The sequence below is a fragment of the Chryseobacterium sp. P1-3 genome (genome assembly GCF_000738495.1).
GTDB classification, from domain to species: Bacteria; Bacteroidota; Bacteroidia; order Flavobacteriales; family Weeksellaceae; genus Chryseobacterium; species Chryseobacterium gallinarum.
In genome coordinates this window covers 326,946-342,512 of the sequence record NZ_JPEQ01000014.1, presented here as the reverse complement: position 1 = coordinate 342,512, position 15,567 = coordinate 326,946, and the positions used below count along the sequence as shown (strand labels likewise).

Sequence of the window (15,567 nt, the reverse complement as noted above, 5' to 3'; positions counted from 1 at the left end):
CATCTGCTTGACAATAGATGTTATTCCCGGCGAAATAATCATCAGTAAATTTTATAAATGTAAAATGGGTATTTCGGGCAATTTCAAAATAATGCTCATCTTCTGGACCAATTATAAATAAGTCTCCTTTTTGGTAGGGTAGACGGCTATTATTCAAAAGATGTATGCCACTTCCGTTACGGATATAAACCAGTTCATAATAGGTATGACCATGCATAGGTAAATGAAAGGTTTTCTCTTTAAAATCATGAATTACAAGCTGTTCGAACTGAACTTTTTTCATTGCCAAATTTCTATTACCATAAATGTACAAAAACAACGGAATATTATACCATACTAAATGCAATTTGTATGACGAGATTTGTAAAACATTTTTACCAAACGCAAATATCAATTATGGGGTAATAAAGGTCTATTGACGGATATGCATCAAAAAAAGGGAAATATCACTTTTGTTGCATCTAAATATATCTCAGGAAAAAAAATAAATCAAAGAATAGAATTATGAATATGAAACAAATTTTTCAACTCTCATTTTTTGGTATATCATTAGCACTGATTGTTTCTTGCAATAATAAAAAAAAAGCAAACAGCATCAGATGCTGTCGTTCTTAAAAAATGTTACACTAATTGATGGCAATGGTGGACAGCCACAGGAAAATACCGATATATTGATACAGGGTGACAGTATTGCCGCTATTGGACAAAACCTCAATGCAAACGATGTAAAAAATACTCGACCTTGAAGGCAAAACCGTTATGCCAGCGCTAATCAGCGACCACGTACATATTGGCTCTTTAAAAGGAACAGCAAATAAAGCTGAATTTTATACCGAAGAGAACATTAAAGCCCAATTGCAGAAATATCAGGACTATGGAGTGCTGAATATTATGGTGATGGGAAGCGACCGGCCCCTTATTTTTGAAAAAGGTATTCGCGACGCTTCTCTGGCGGGCAATTATCCGGGCGCAAGGCTTCATTCTGCTGCTTATGGCTTTGGTGTTCCAAATGGTGCGCCGCCAATTGAATTTGCGATGGATTATGTTTATCGTCCGAATAAAACTGAATTAATTGCTGCCCAGATGGACAGCCTTGTCAAACTAAAACCTGAATTTGTGAAAATATGGGTGGATGACTTCGGTGGAAAATACAAAAAAATGGATCCTGCAATTTATAAGGAAATTATCCAAGAGGCACACAAACGCGGTCTTCGGGTAGCCGCTCATGCCTATTATCTTTCTGATGCACGCCAGCTTTTAAATGACGGTGTGGATGTTATTGGGCACAGCATAAGAGACAGTGTTATTGATAATGCCCTCATACAGCAGATAAAATCTAGGGGTATTGCCTATATACCAACTCTTTCACTGGACGAGTTTGCTTACATCTATGCTCGTAAACCGGAATGGATCAATGATCCTTTTTTCAAAGCATCCCTTGAACCCGGCGTTTATCAGATGATCACTTCCGAAAAATATCAGAATGACCTCAAAAGCTCTCCAGTCTATGCGAAAAACGTACAGGCATTTGATACAGCGTTGAAAAACCTGAAAAAACTATATGATGCGGATGTTTTGATTGCACTCGGTACCGACAGCGGTGCAATGCCTTTGCGTGCACAGGGTTTTAGCGAGCATCTGGAACTGGAACTGATGGTACAGGCTGGCTTGACACCTTTACAGTCTATTACAGTAGGAACTAAAAATGCAGCAAAGTTACTGAAAATTGATAAACGTTACGGAACTATCGAAAAAGGCAAAATTGCAGATCTTCTTATCCTGAAAGGAGATCCTGCGAAAGATATTAAGCAAACCAGAAGTATTTATGCCATTTATAAAGCAGGTAAAGAAGTGAGTAAAGGTCCTTTAAAATAAAAATTACCCCAAAAAAGTATTGTTATGTTAACTGTAATAGCAAAAATAACCGCCAAAAAATCGAAAGTAAAAGAAACAAAAGCATTGTTGCAATCATTGGTAAATCCTACATTGAAAGAAGAAGGCTGTAACCAATATGACCTGTATCAGGGAAAGCCGGAAGAATATATTTTCTTTTTCTATGAAAATTGGGAAAGCCGTGATGCATTGGAAAAGCATCTAGTCAATACCCATCTGGTTGATTTCCGGGAAAAAGCACAAGACCTGTTGGAAAAACCGATGGAAGTCTTCCTCTTGGACAAACTTTGACACACATTTAAAACATTATTGCTATGGAAAGAAGAAAATTTATCAAAAGTGGGACGCTCGCCATCGCAGGATTGTTACTACACACTCGAGTATCCGCTATGACCACAGTAACGCCGCAAATATTTTATTTTAAAGATGACGGCAGTATTCCCAACAGTAAATTTCCGCTGCTGATATACAAAAACGCTTTTTCACAACGTGGCAGCAAGGGCGGTGATTGGCTGGAAGAACGTTTTGCCACTAATGGCTGGACCAATACATGGCGGTGGGGTATTTATCCGTTCCATCATTACCATAGCAACACACATGAAGTATTAGGCGTATTCAGCGGAGGTGCTTTGCTACAAATGGGCGGTGAAAAAGGTGAAAAAATACAGGTAAAGGCCGGGGATATTCTTATAATACCTGCTGGTGTCGGACACAAGTGTATTACCCATAGTGATGACTTTACTGTTTTGGGAGCCTATCCATCTGGCTTAAGCCCCGATTTGATGAAAGGTGAAAAAAGTGAACGTCCGGCTGCCGACCAACGAATTGCAAAAGTAAAGCTTCCGTCAGCAGACCCTTTAACAGGTAAAAATTCCGGTCTTATCAAAATCTGGTCAAAATGAAAATGATAATTTTAAAAATATTAGCAATGGTAATGGTATTGGAAATGCAACATACATTAGCGCAAATGCCAGAGTCTTATCCTGAAGGTATCAGCATACCTGTGAGTCTTCCCGATGTTGAGTCAGCAGGTATTGCGGTTACTGAGAGCGGTAGGATATTTCTGGCATTGCCGCGTGGAGGAGTAAACCATAAATATCCATCCGTGGTAGAAATTATCGATGGCAAGCCGATAGCATTTCCTGATGAAAAAATAAATAAAAATGTGAATAATGATCTGCCCAGCCATTTGGTTTCTGTGCTTGGTATCACACTTTACAAAAATACCCTTTGGATATTGGATCAAGGGAAAAGGGCTGGAATAGAAGGTATTCCGGAAGGCAGTACCAAAATTATGGCTGTGGACATTAATACAAGGAAAGTTATTAAGAGCATTCTCATAACTAAACCTTTTTTTAGAGAGGCAATGCAGCTGAACGATCTTCGTTTTGATCCACTGCATGGTAAAGAAGGTACTGTTTATATTTCAAATAATGGTTTCGCTAAGCCGGATCAGTCCATCATTGTGGCAGATGTTGCCACCGGGAAATTACGGGAACTGTTCCGTGATGCACCTGAAGTTTCACCTCAAAAGGGCTTTATCTATTTTGTGGAAGGTAAACCTCATCTCTTAGATTATGAAAAGCCAACAATGCCACAAGGTGGTGTAAATGGAATTGAACTTAGTCCTGATTTTAAAACACTCTACTGGACAATTCCTACTAATCCGAATTATTATAGTATACCAACAGAAGTGATCGGCAATTTTGCTAAGACAGAAGATGAGCTAAAAAAAAGCTATCCGATGGGAAGGACAGATTGTTTCTAATGGCGGAATAGCCATTGATCAGACTGGTACCCTGTATTTTGGTGATGCATCGCGATATAGTATTATCCAGAGAGATAATGCAGGAGCAGTTTCGCTTACGGCGTATGATTCCCGGTTGATATGGCCGGATGGTATGGCTTTCAGTAATGGATTTATATATGTAACCATCGGTCAATGGCACCGTGCACCGGGACTCAACGGAGGCATAGATCTGCGTAATGGCCCTTATGAAGTATTGAAAATTCCTGTAAAGCAACCCTAAAATAAATAGTCATTATGAATTATCAGAAAACAGAGGTACGCGCTATTGATAATATTGGAATTACAGTTCCTGAAATCGAAACTGCAGCAAAGTTTCTGGAAGAAGCTTTCGGGGCTACGGCTATTTACGATAATGTGATCCCTTCCGATCCGCCACAAAGTGGAGCGGAAGCAGAAGCCACGCTAGGCTTTGCCAAAGGGTCTGCAATTGTGCATATGCGTATGATGCGTATTGGTGATGGCGCCTGCATAGAATTGTTCGAGATGAAAGTACAAGGTAACGTCAAGAAAGATATCATTCCCTCGGACATCGGATTACAGCATTTTGCGGTTTATACGGAAGACATTATGGTAACAAAGGATAAGTTTGAAAAAGCAGGCGGACGGCTGCTTAAAGGTCCCAATGAAATGCTGGGACGTGAGGGAGGCGAGGGCAACCAATTTATGTATGGGTTACTACTTGGGGGACTTTTGTAGAATTGATCACTTATCCTTCAGAACTCGCCATCGAAAAGAAAACGCCCTTGCGACGCTGGAAACTTAAACCGGGAAAGAACGAATAAGTCTATGGTGAGTATCAAAAGCCAAAAAATACCACGGAATTGTTTATGTAGCGGAAGGTGAGAATTATATTCTCCCATCCTGTAAAAGTAAGAAGTTATGTAATCAAATAAAAAATAAAAAGATGAAACGGATATTATTGTTAATATTGATCAGTTCTTTAATTTCTATAAAAATGGATGCACAAAATTTAAAAGGAAAAAACTGGACCGCCCGAAAAGCAGATAGTGTTTACATTGTCAGTATAGCCGATAAGAGCAGTATTGTGGATGCACTAAACGATTTTGTCATATCACAGAAAATTCCTGCCGGACAAATTACCGGTATCGGAGCTACTAATGAGGCTACTCTCCGGTTTTTTGATCCGTCCACAAAAAAGTATGTTGACAAAACCTTCAGGGAGCAGATGGAGATCAGCAGCATCGCGGGGAATATATCTGTAGCGGATGAGAAGCCGCTATTGCATCTGCACATTACATTGGGTAAAAGTGATTACACGGCATTGGCCGGACACCTGCTTGACGCAAAAATACGTGGTGCAGGAGAATTTTTCATTTATCCTGTCAATAGCCAAGTGATAAAGGTGAAAAACGATGAGGTTGGATTGAATTTCTATGATTTTGAAAAAAGTCAACCATAAAAAAAAGAATATGAAAATATCCAAAAGCAATAGTGTTATAGCTTTTATAATATTGGTATTTGTTGTTATTTTCAGTAACAATATAACCCTCAAAAAAAGAAAAATAGTATGAGTAGTACAAACAGTAATTTTCGTGGTATCGACCATATAGGTATAACCGTTCCGGATATAGATGAAGCTTCTGCTTTCCTTGAAAAAGCGCTGGATGCGAAGAATCTGTATGATGTACTGCCAAAAGGAGGTAAGCCCTTTGAAGGCGAAGAGACCGAAAAAGAACTTGGCATCCCTAAGGCTAGTAAAATTGTCCATATGCGGCTTATACAGATTGGTAACGGACCTACTGTTGAGTTGTTTCAATTTGCAGATGCACCTCAGGAAAATGCATCAGGTCTTAACGATTACGGATTACAGCACATCGCTGTATACGTGGACGATATTAATGCTGCATGCAGACAGTTTGAAGCAGCGGGTGGCAAACTGCTTTCGCCACCACATCCTCTGGCGAATGTGGAAGAGGGTACGCGCAATAAAGGCGTGTACGGGAGGGCTCCCTGGGGAACACTGATTGAATTGCTAACCTATCCTGATAGGTTAAAAGATAAATCCCTACACCGCTGGACTCCAAACAGATAATCTTCAGCAATAAAAAATAACATTATGATTAAAATGACAATGTTACTAAAACGCAATGCGCAATTGACACATGAGGAGTTCGTAAAACACCATATTGAAAAACACGGACCATTGTTCAGACAGATCCCGGAAGCGAAAGTACACGTGATCCGGTACCTTCAGACTCATCCTATCAAAGAAAGGTCTTCGGTCATTAAAGTGGACGATTTTGATGGTACTGCAGAACTTTGGTTCGATAGTGTGGAAGGCCTTGACAAAGTGCTTACTTCAGATTTTTATAAGATGCATGTATGGCCCGATGAGCTTACTTTTCTTGACCATGCCAATACAAAAGTGACCTTAGGATATCAGGATGATATTATAGGTAATGAAACTGAGTTGAAATAATATAATTATGACTGTATTAAGGATAATTACAATAACAGCACTACTCATTTTTGGTAAAACCACAATTATGGCACAATCGACAATAAGTGACAGTATTGCAGCCATTACAGAAATCATACCCAAAAAAGGTAAAGAAAAAGATGTGAAAATGGCCGTGAAATTCATTCAGGCAGAAACATCTAAAGAAACCGGATGTCTGTTGTTTTCGCTTTCAAGCAAACAGGATGAGCCGGACACTTTCGTTATGTTCGAAATATTCAAAAGCCAGGAGGCATTAGATGCGCATAAGAAGCAGGCACATACCATTCGCTTCGGAAAATTACTGGAAGGGAAATACGAAAAGAATAATGTGACCTTTTTAAATACCATTAATACTTATTATCACTAATGTCTAAAGCAATTGATTTCCTGCCTGCCATTACAGGCTCCTTTGCGCAGCCTGCTGCGGAAAACCCAACTGTGGCCATGATAGAAGCTGCTTACCAGCATCATGGATTGCATTTGCGTTACCTGAATTGCGAAGTAAGTCACGAAAACTTAAAAGCTGCTATTGAAGGGGCTAAGGCAATGGGCTGGACCGGTTTTAACTGTTCCATTCCACATAAAATTGCTGTTATTCCACATTTGGATGGCTTGGGAGAGTCTGCCCAGCTGATTGGCGCTGTAAATACCGTTGTTAAAAGCGGCGAAAAATGGATAGGCGAAAATACGGACGGGAAGGGATTTTTAAAAGCTTTACGTACAGTTACAGACCCTAAAGGAAAAAAAATCACATTATTCGGTGCTGGTGGTGCAGCCCGAGCTATTGGTGTAGAACTTGCTTTAGCGGGTGCAGGGAATATTACCATTGTAAATATTACCAAAGAAAAAGGCAATGAACTTGTAGATCTTTTAAATCAAAATACAGAAACGAAAGCTGTTTTTCATCATTGGAACCGTACCTATGTTATTGATCCTGCCACAGAAATTGTCATCAATGCAACCAGTGTTGGCCTTTTCCCAAAGGTCGAGGAACACCTTAACATTAATTTCGATAGCCTTGGTCCTGATATGATCATTACTGATGTCATTCCCAATCCTCCGGAAACACACTTCATTAAAATAGCCAGATCAAAGGGATGTCAGTTTATAAATGGTTTACAGATGCTTGTTAACCAGGGCGTCATTGCCATTAAATATTGGACTGGCGAGGATGTAGATCAGGAAGTGATGCTCAGCACATTAAAAGAAGTTTTAAATATTTAAGAAGGATTGATGTCAAATGTCTTGATCATTTATTATTCAACTGTATATCCGAGCATTACGGATCAAAGGTTCACAACAATACTTTTTCAGTGATCCGTTTGGCAACTGTTTTGAATTGATTATAAAAATATGTAATTATGAAGAATTTAATGAAAATAGCAGGCTTAATTCTACTATTGACACAAAATACTATTACAATGGCACAGCAAAGTTATGAAGTGATTGCCCGAATCACACCACCGGATCCAGATATGTCTGGTATTGCTGTGAGTTCTGATAACAGAGTGTTTTTAGGTTTTCCACGGCATGCTGATAACCACAAGGAATTTGCCTTGGCAGAGCTTGTTAATGGTAAGCTCTTTCCTTTTCCAAATAAAGAGATTGTTTATCCTTTAGAAAAACCTTATAATGAATGGTTAGTTTCGCCTCATGGAATGTATATTGATAAAAATGATGTACTATGGATATTGGATGACGGTAAACGTGCCGGGCAAAAAAAAATACCGGAAGGTGCGGCTAAAGTAGTAGCTGTTGATATACATTCTAAAAAAAATACTGCATACTCTTCTTATCTCAAAGTCCGTTCTTTCAGATGAAGCGCATTACAATGATCTGCGGATTGATCTCACGCATGGCAAAAAAGGAACCGTTTACATTGCCAACTCCGGTTTTGGAGAGCGTTATTCACATGTGGTTATCGATGTGGATTCCGGTAGATGTCGCGAAGTTTTGTTAAACCATTATTCTACTGCTCCGGAACCTGGTTTTATGGGGTTTCTTGAGGGTAAGCCACATATTTATGATTTTAAAAATCAAACCTTTCCAAATGGTGGTGTCGATGGCATTGCATTGAGCCCTGACAGCAAAAAAGTTTATTGGACAACCATTACGGGAAGAAGATTATACAGCCTGAATACGGATTTGTTAAGTGATTTCAATGTACCTGACAGGCAACTCGCAGATTCTATAAAATATGAGGGGGAACATCCTGCCTGTGATGGATTGGCTGAAGATGAGAACGGGAATATATTTTTTGGTGCTTTTGAGCATCAGTCCATCATCCAGCGCTCATCAGATGGGAAATATAAATTACTTGCACACGATGCTGAAAATTTTGTCTGGCCCGATGGTTTAGCTTATCGAAACGGTTTTGTATATGTTACCCTTGGACAATGGAACCGTCTTCCAGGATTTAATTATGGAAAGGATTTAAGAAAACCGCCATTTCTGGTCGTAAGGATACCTATTCAGAAGTGATTGTTTGTTCAAACACTTTTATAAGATTTGATCTATTGTAAAACTCACAACTATTTCAGAGATAAAATTTATATAGTTTTTTGCTACATATAATATTTTGATACTCTTTTATGGTTAATTTTTCCCAAAGCCAAATACTTTCATGAACTCAGAATTCTTGCTGTTTTTAATATCACAGTTTTGATTCACAATACGATATCGATGAAAAGAAATATAAAAGTGGTTGGGCGTAGCAATTGGTAGCCGACAAAAAGCTTTTTATCATGTTCTTTGATCAATTATTTTTACGATTGCTTTTGGTTTAAAGGTGAAATTCAAAACTCTGTTTAGGTTGTAGGTGCAGCTATTACTTTTTTCGATGCATTTTTTATGTCCTTTAAATATAAATGGAAGCATTGCTAATCAATATTTCTATAAAGGTAATTTACAGATAATGTTTTCTTTTGGTCTGGTCGGGATATAATACCAAAACTATTGGTCGATTAAATACTTTATTGTACTCTAGCATTACCATTTTGATGTTTTCTCATCCATTAGGAAATTCTGAGTTTCATAATCAGAATGGAATACAAAACTATTACTTTTGGTATTGTTTGTTGGAACAGTTTCTACTGTTTTTTAATATCAGCATAAAAAAATTATGTGTAACTGAATCTAGGACCACCATCAATTTCAAAATGATATTCGGTCTATTTACCTCCATAATCTTCCTCTATGGGAGAACAGTTTATTGGAATGAAATCAGTAATACTTTTAACAATATTTTACTTGTTTGGAAATATTATAAATAAAGAAGGTATTATAAAAAAATACCTGATTATTAATACCTTTGTAAAGTGAAAAAGTTTTTGGCGGTCATATTAATTTCCTTATATCTCTGTGCTACAACAGAGCTTTACCAGTTGCTGAAATTTCCCGTTTTGGTAGAACACTTTTTTTGAACATAAAGCTAAAAATTCCAATATATCTGTTTTGGATTTTCTGAAGCTTCACTATGCAGGGAATCATTTGCAAAATCATCCGCATGATGATGATTACGAACAGGATCAGAAATTGCCTTTTATTAGCCATCATGATTTTTTAACCATTGTTTTTACCCCGGGTTCTGCGGTATGGTTTGAAATTGAAAATCATAATTTACCCGTCGTTAAACGGAAAATTGCTTCATACAATGATGCATATTTGAGCGGGGAGATCATCAATGCCATCTGGCAGCCTCCGAAATTCTGTTAATCTTTTTTGATTTTTTTCAGGTGTGTTCATTCATCTGATATTACTGTTTTTGAAAAAATTCGGAAAGCAGCATCTATACATTTTTTTAGGTGTCGGGTTTTCTGTCAATAATTCATTGGCAGTTATAAAATCACATTCAATTATTTTTTACGATTAACAGAATTAAATATGCTTACAAAAATCATTGAGTTTTCTGTAAAGAACAAACTCATTATAGCATTACTGATTCTTGGTTTGATTGGTGTAGGCTCTTATCAGGTAACAAAGTTGCCGATAGATGCCGTGCCGGATATTACCAACAATCAGGTGCAGGTTATTACCATTGCGCCGTCTTTTGGCGCAACAGATATAGAACGGTTGGTTACGTTTCCCATCGAGCAGGCCAATTCCAATATTGCCGGACTGAAAGAAATTCGTAGTTTTTCCCGATTTGGACTTTCGCTTGTGACCATTGTTTTTGACGATGGCGTAGATGTCTATTGGGCAAGACAACAGGTTGCAGAACGATTGCAGCAGGTACAGTCAGAAATTCCCCAAGGGATCGGAAATCCACAATTGGGACCTATTTCCACAGGTTTGGGTGAAATTTACCAATATGTTGTCCGTCCTAAAAAAGGTTACGAACAAAAATATAACATTACAGAACTCAGAACCATTCAGGACTGGATTGTCCGCAGGCAATTGCTTCAGGTAAAAGGCGTGGCGGAAGTCAGCAGTTTCGGAGGAAAGCTCAAACAATATGAAATTGCTGTAAACCCTGATAAACTTAACGCTTATGGAATTACCATCAACGATGTTTTTGATGCGCTCAATGCCAACAATCAAAATACAGGCGGCGCTTATATCGAAAAAGGACCCACTGTTTTGTATATCCGAAGCGAAGGTTTGGTTGGTAATATAGAAGACATTCAAAATATTTCCATTACCAATAAAAATAATGATGTTCCGCTTTTTATACGGGATGTCGCAGATGTAAAAACAGGTTACGCCACCCGTTACGGTGCGATGACTTATAACGATAATGGTGAAGTTTCCGGAGCGGTGGTGATGATGCTGAAAGGTGCTAACAGCAGCCAGGTGATCAAAGATGTCAAAACTAAGGTAGCGGAAATCCAGAAAACGCTTCCCGAAGGTGTGGTCCTTGAGCCATTCCTAGACCGTACCAAAATGGTAAACAACGCCATCAGCACCGTAGAAAGAAATCTTTTGGAAGGCGCTTTAATTGTTGTTTTTGTGCTGGTTTTATTTCTTGGAAATTTCCGAGCCGGGCTTTTAGTGGCATCAGTTATTCCGTTGGCGATGCTTTTTGCTATTTGTATGATGAATCTTTTCGGCGTAAGTGGAAATCTGATGAGCTTGGGAGCACTGGATTTTGGATTGATTATCGATGGAGCGGTCATCATTGTAGAATCGGTTTTACATCAGTTGATGCTCAATAAAAAATTCAGGAATCTGGCAAAAATTCCCACAGAAGAAATGGATGGTATGGTTACAGAATCTGCCGGAAGAATGATGAACAGTGCCGTTTTCGGACAAATTATCATTTTTATCGTGTACATTCCTATTCTCACATTACAGGGAATCGAAGGGAAAATGTTTCGCCCAATGGCAGAAACCGTCGCTTTTGCTTTGCTTGGAGCGTTCCTGCTTTCGCTTACTTATATTCCGATGATGAGTTCGGTTTTATTGAAAAAACGAAGCTTAAAACCTTCCTTTTCGGACAGGATGATGAAAAAAATTGAAGGGGTTTATGTAAAAACATTGCTGAAAGTCATCAAAATTCCGAAAACGATTTTTGCCGTTATCTCTGTTCTTTTCATTGCGGCCATTATTTTAATGAGCAGAATGGGAGGCGAATTTATCCCGTCCCTGGAAGAAGGTGATTTTGCAGTAGATACAAGGGTTTTACCGGGAAGTAATCTGACGACTACGATTGAAAGCACCCAAAAAGCCGCTCATATCCTGAAAACCCGCTTTCCGGAAGTGGAAAAAGTGGTGACCAAAATCGGAAGTGGAGAAGTCCCTACCGACCCAATGCCGATGGATGCTTCGGATATGATGGTCATTCTGAAAGACAAAAAAGAATGGACTTCTGCCAAAACTTTCCCTGAATTGTCGGAAAAAATGTCCAAAGCCCTGGAAGATGTTCCCGGTATTACGGTTGGTTTCCAATATCCGGTAGCCATGCGGTTTAATGAGCTGATGACAGGAGCCAGACAAGATGTGGTCATCAAAATTTTCGGTGATAACCTGGATTCTTTGGTACAAAATGCCAATAAACTCGGTAAAATCATCGAAACTGTAAAAGGAACGCAAAACCTTTATATAGAGCCGGTTTCCGGGCTTCCACAAGTGGTGGTGGAATACAATCGCCCTGCCATTGCCCAGTATCATCTTTCTGTGGCGGATGTCAATCGTATCATCAATACGGCTTTTGCAGGACAAAGCACAGGTTTGGTTTTTGAAGGTGAAAAAACGTTTTTGATATGGTGGTTCGGCTTAATTCCAATGACCGGAAAAACATCAATGATATTAGAAATCTTCTTGTCCCAACGCCCGCAGGCAATCAGATTCCTTTGAACCAGCTTGCCAAGGTTGATGTTGTACAAGGTCCGAACCAGATTCAGCGGGAAAATGCACAACGCAGAATTGTGGTCGGGTTTAACATCAAAAACCGGGATGTGCAAAGCATTGTGGAAGAATTGCAACAAAAAGTGGACAAACAAATTAAATTACCTGCAGGTTATTCTATGACCTATGGTGGTTCGTTTGAAAATCTCAACAATGCCAAACAACGGCTGATGGTCGCAGTCCCGCTGGCTTTAGCATTGATTTTCGTGCTGCTGTTTCTGGCTTTTAAATCCATCAAAGAAAGCCTGCTGATTTATACCGCTATTCCGCTTTCCATTATTGGCGGCGTTTTTCTGCTGAATGCGAGAGGAATGCCTTTCAGTATCAGTGCAGCAGTCGGATTTATCGCCCTGTTCGGTGTTGCGGTTCTCAATGGGATTGTCCTGATTTCAGAATTTAACCGGCTTCACAAATCAGGAATCAGAAATATCGTAAGAATTGTGGTAGATGGTGGCGAAAGCCGTTTGCGCCCGGTTCTGATGACGGCTTGTGTGGCATCGCTTGGCTTTATCCCGATGGCAGTCAGCAATGGGGCAGGAGCAGAAGTACAAAGGCCTTTGGCAACGGTAGTCATTGGCGGACTAATCCTCGCAACCTTTCTCACACTGTTTGTTTTGCCGCTTTTGTACATCAATATCGAAAATGGATTCAAGATGAAAAAACCAAAAACTAAAACTATCACGCCGATTTTAATATTCATCCTAATGATTGGAAGCGTGAAACTCAATGCGCAAACTACGATTTCTCTGGATGAAGCTATTAATCTTGCGGTTCAGAATAACCGGAATCTGAAAAACGAAAAGCTGCGTTCGGATTTTGCCAAAGCACTGATAAAAACATCCACTGCCGATATTCCGCAAACCTCGGTTAGCGCGGATTACGGACAAATCAACAGTGCCTATAAGGATATGAAATTCGGGGTTTCGCAAAGCATTGCTTTTCCGACGGTCTATAAAAAACAGAAAAATCTGTATACCGAAGAATGGAAAAAAAGCCAGTTAAATGTTTCTCTGAAAGAATTTGAATTGAAAAAATTGGTAAGCCAGACTTATTTTCAATTGGTGTATTGGAAAGAAAAGGAAAAATTGCTGAATGAAGCCTTACAATTATATTCTAATTTTCTGGAGAAGGCAAGCCTTCGTTTAAAAGCCGGAGAAAGCAACGTTCTGGAAAAAGCAACAGCGTCCAACCAGAAATCGGCGATTGATATTCAGTTAAAACAAATTCAGCAGGAAGTCAAAACGCTTCAATTGCAGTTGCAGTGGTTGCTTAATTCTGATGTTGAATATCTTCCTTTGGAAACATCCAAAACTAATCTTTCAAATCCAGAAATTTCTTCACATCCTTTACTGAAAATGTTGGAACAGCAGAAAACGGTTGCTGAAAAACAAACGGAAGTCGAAAAGTCCAGATTGCTTCCCGGGCTTCAATTGGCGTACAATCTTAATTCATTCAAAGGAACCGGAGCAGACGATAAACTCTACAATGCGACACCACAATTTCATTCGGTTATGTTAGGTATTTCTGTTCCGATTTTTTCGGGCGGGCAAAAAGCCAGAATTGAAGCTTCTAAAATGGCGGAAAATATTGCCGAAAATGATAGGATAAATACCGAATTTTCTTTGAATAAAAAAGTAGCGCAACTCCGGCAAATTTATCAAACCAACCTGGAAATTGTAAACCGTTACGAGTCTTCGGAGCTGAAAAATGCAGAAATCATTACCGAAACAGCTCAGAAACAATTCTTGAATGGGGAAATCAATTATCTGGAATTTGTCATGCTCATCAACCAAACGCTTGCCCTCAAAAGCAATTACACGGATGCTCTTTTGAAACTGAACGAAAGCGCAATCGAGCTTCAATACCTCACTTTAAATCAATAAAAATGAAGACTTTAAAAATAAAATATCAATGGATTTTGGTTTTGTTGTCGATGTTTTCGGCAATCCAATGCCAGCAGAAAGAGGAAACAGCTACAAAAACCGGAACACCGAAAGACGAAAATACCGTTAGCTTAACCGATGCCCAACTCCGGAATGCGCCGATAGAAACCACAGAACTTTCGATGCAATCCATCTCGACCGTTCTTAAATTAAACGGAAAAATTGACGTTCCGCCACAAAATCTCGTTTCCGTAAGCATACCTTTGGGCGGTTACCTGAAAAGTACCGGACTACTCCCGGGAATGAAAGTTTCCAAGGGACAAGTGATTGCCGTGATTGAAAACCCCCAGTTTGTACAGCTGCAGCAGGATTACCTGATGGCAAAATCCAAATATCATTTTGCACAGCTGGATTATAACCGCCAAAAAAAGCTCAACCAAAGCCAGGCAAGCAGCGATAAGGTGATGCAGATGGCACAATCGGAGATGAACAGCCAGCAAATTATTATGAATGCCATTGCGCAGCAACTGCAGCTGGTGAACATCAATGCAGGAAGCGTAACAGCCGGAAATATCCGTAAAAGTGTGCCAGTTTACAGCAGCATCAATGGTTTTGTAAGCAAAGTGAATGTGAATATTGGGAAATACGTCAATCCTTCCGATGTTTTGTTTGAACTCATCAATCCTGCGGATATTCATCTCAATCTCAAAGTCTATGAAAAAGACCTTGCGATGCTGAAAACAGGACAGCGGATTGTGGCTTACAGCAATATCAATCCGGACAAAAAATATGATGGCGAAATTCTCCTCACAGGCAAAGATCTGGACGGAAACGGAATTGCTGATGTCCATTGTCATTTTGAAAAATACCATCCCGAACTGATTCCGGGAATGTATATGAATGCGGAAGTCGAGACCGAAACCTCTTTTTCGAATGCTGTCCCAGAGGAAAGTGTGGTAGATTTTGAAGGTAAAAGCTATGTTTTTGTTGAAGAGAAAAAACAAACCTACAAAATGGTTCCGGTTACCACCAACGAATCCGAAAACGGTTTTATACAGATTCTGAATTTTCAGGATTTTAAAGGGAAGAAAATCGTGACCAAAAAACGCGTACACGCTTCTGATGAAGCTGAAAAATACCAGTGAGGATGAAGAATAACAATTAAAATCAAATCG

At 39.3% G+C, this 15,567-nt stretch carries 16 protein-coding genes and 2 pseudogenes; 17 read left to right on the top strand and 1 reads right to left on the bottom strand.

Annotated features, from left to right (window positions below; all coding sequences use genetic code 11):
- On the bottom strand, window positions 1-283 hold a 283-nt coding region (locus HX13_RS19045; RefSeq protein ID WP_185113623.1), incomplete at its 3' end, for an AraC family ligand binding domain-containing protein.
- A gap of 316 nt (window positions 284-599) precedes the next feature.
- Between HX13_RS19045 and HX13_RS22655 the strand changes: the two genes are divergently transcribed.
- From HX13_RS22655 to HX13_RS18975, 17 genes and pseudogenes are all read left to right on the top strand, one after another.
- Window positions 600-746, top strand: coding sequence for a hypothetical protein (locus tag HX13_RS22655; protein WP_157837473.1), 147 nt, complete (start codon window positions 600-602; stop codon window positions 744-746).
- 13 nt (window positions 747-759) lie between these two features.
- Window positions 760-1,875: an amidohydrolase family protein gene (locus HX13_RS19040; protein ID WP_128572512.1), complete on the top strand. Its 1,116-nt coding sequence runs from the start codon at window positions 760-762 to the stop codon at window positions 1,873-1,875.
- 24 nt (window positions 1,876-1,899) lie between these two features.
- Window positions 1,900-2,184: a putative quinol monooxygenase gene (locus HX13_RS19035; RefSeq protein ID WP_050022359.1), complete on the top strand. Its 285-nt coding sequence runs from the start codon at window positions 1,900-1,902 to the stop codon at window positions 2,182-2,184.
- Between the two features lie 23 nt (window positions 2,185-2,207).
- On the top strand, window positions 2,208-2,795 hold the full coding sequence (locus tag HX13_RS19030; RefSeq protein WP_050022358.1) for a cupin domain-containing protein: 588 nt from the start codon (window positions 2,208-2,210) through the stop codon (window positions 2,793-2,795).
- Window positions 2,792-3,661, top strand: a complete 870-nt coding sequence (locus tag HX13_RS19025; protein ID WP_050022357.1) for an L-dopachrome tautomerase-related protein — start codon at window positions 2,792-2,794, stop codon at window positions 3,659-3,661. The genes HX13_RS19030 and HX13_RS19025 overlap by 4 nt, the downstream gene beginning before the upstream one ends.
- Window positions 3,662-3,794: 133 nt before the next feature.
- Window positions 3,795-3,923: a hypothetical protein gene (locus HX13_RS25760; RefSeq protein ID WP_262483580.1), complete on the top strand. Its 129-nt coding sequence runs from the start codon at window positions 3,795-3,797 to the stop codon at window positions 3,921-3,923.
- Between the two features lie 14 nt (window positions 3,924-3,937).
- On the top strand, window positions 3,938-4,399 hold the full coding sequence (locus HX13_RS19020; RefSeq protein ID WP_128572511.1) for a VOC family protein: 462 nt from the start codon (window positions 3,938-3,940) through the stop codon (window positions 4,397-4,399).
- Window positions 4,400-4,658: 259 nt separating this feature from the next.
- Window positions 4,659-5,123, top strand: a complete 465-nt coding sequence (locus HX13_RS19015; protein ID WP_050022356.1) for a PPC domain-containing DNA-binding protein — start codon at window positions 4,659-4,661, stop codon at window positions 5,121-5,123.
- 108 nt (window positions 5,124-5,231) lie between these two features.
- The gene (locus HX13_RS19010; protein ID WP_050022355.1) at window positions 5,232-5,756 is read left to right on the top strand and encodes a VOC family protein; all 525 of its coding nucleotides are present in this window, start codon (window positions 5,232-5,234) and stop codon (window positions 5,754-5,756) included.
- 33 nt (window positions 5,757-5,789) lie between these two features.
- Window positions 5,790-6,143: an EthD domain-containing protein gene (locus HX13_RS19005; RefSeq protein ID WP_157837472.1), complete on the top strand. Its 354-nt coding sequence runs from the start codon at window positions 5,790-5,792 to the stop codon at window positions 6,141-6,143.
- A gap of 67 nt (window positions 6,144-6,210) precedes the next feature.
- The gene (locus tag HX13_RS19000) at window positions 6,211-6,531 is read left to right on the top strand and encodes a putative quinol monooxygenase (RefSeq protein ID WP_050022353.1); all 321 of its coding nucleotides are present in this window, start codon (window positions 6,211-6,213) and stop codon (window positions 6,529-6,531) included.
- Window positions 6,531-7,388, top strand: a complete 858-nt coding sequence (aroE, locus tag HX13_RS18995) for a shikimate dehydrogenase (RefSeq protein WP_050022352.1) — start codon at window positions 6,531-6,533, stop codon at window positions 7,386-7,388. Before HX13_RS19000 ends, aroE begins: the two co-directional genes overlap by 1 nt.
- A gap of 137 nt (window positions 7,389-7,525) precedes the next feature.
- Window positions 7,526-7,984, top strand: a complete 459-nt coding sequence (locus HX13_RS23020) for an L-dopachrome tautomerase-related protein (protein WP_202962936.1) — start codon at window positions 7,526-7,528, stop codon at window positions 7,982-7,984.
- Window positions 7,920-8,645 carry an SMP-30/gluconolactonase/LRE family protein gene (locus HX13_RS23015; protein ID WP_202962935.1) on the top strand — a complete coding sequence of 242 codons (726 nt, stop codon included), beginning with the start codon at window positions 7,920-7,922 and terminating at the stop codon, window positions 8,643-8,645. Before HX13_RS23020 ends, HX13_RS23015 begins: the two co-directional genes overlap by 65 nt.
- 972 nt (window positions 8,646-9,617) lie before the next feature.
- Window positions 9,618-9,878 carry a hypothetical protein gene (locus tag HX13_RS18985; RefSeq protein WP_050022351.1) on the top strand — a complete coding sequence of 87 codons (261 nt, stop codon included), beginning with the start codon at window positions 9,618-9,620 and terminating at the stop codon, window positions 9,876-9,878.
- A 168-nt stretch (window positions 9,879-10,046) separates the two neighbouring features.
- A pseudogene (locus HX13_RS18980) lies at window positions 10,047-14,392 on the top strand (CusA/CzcA family heavy metal efflux RND transporter).
- Between the two features lie 50 nt (window positions 14,393-14,442).
- Window positions 14,443-15,550: pseudogene (locus HX13_RS18975) on the top strand (efflux RND transporter periplasmic adaptor subunit).
- Window positions 15,551-15,567 lie beyond the last annotated feature (17 nt).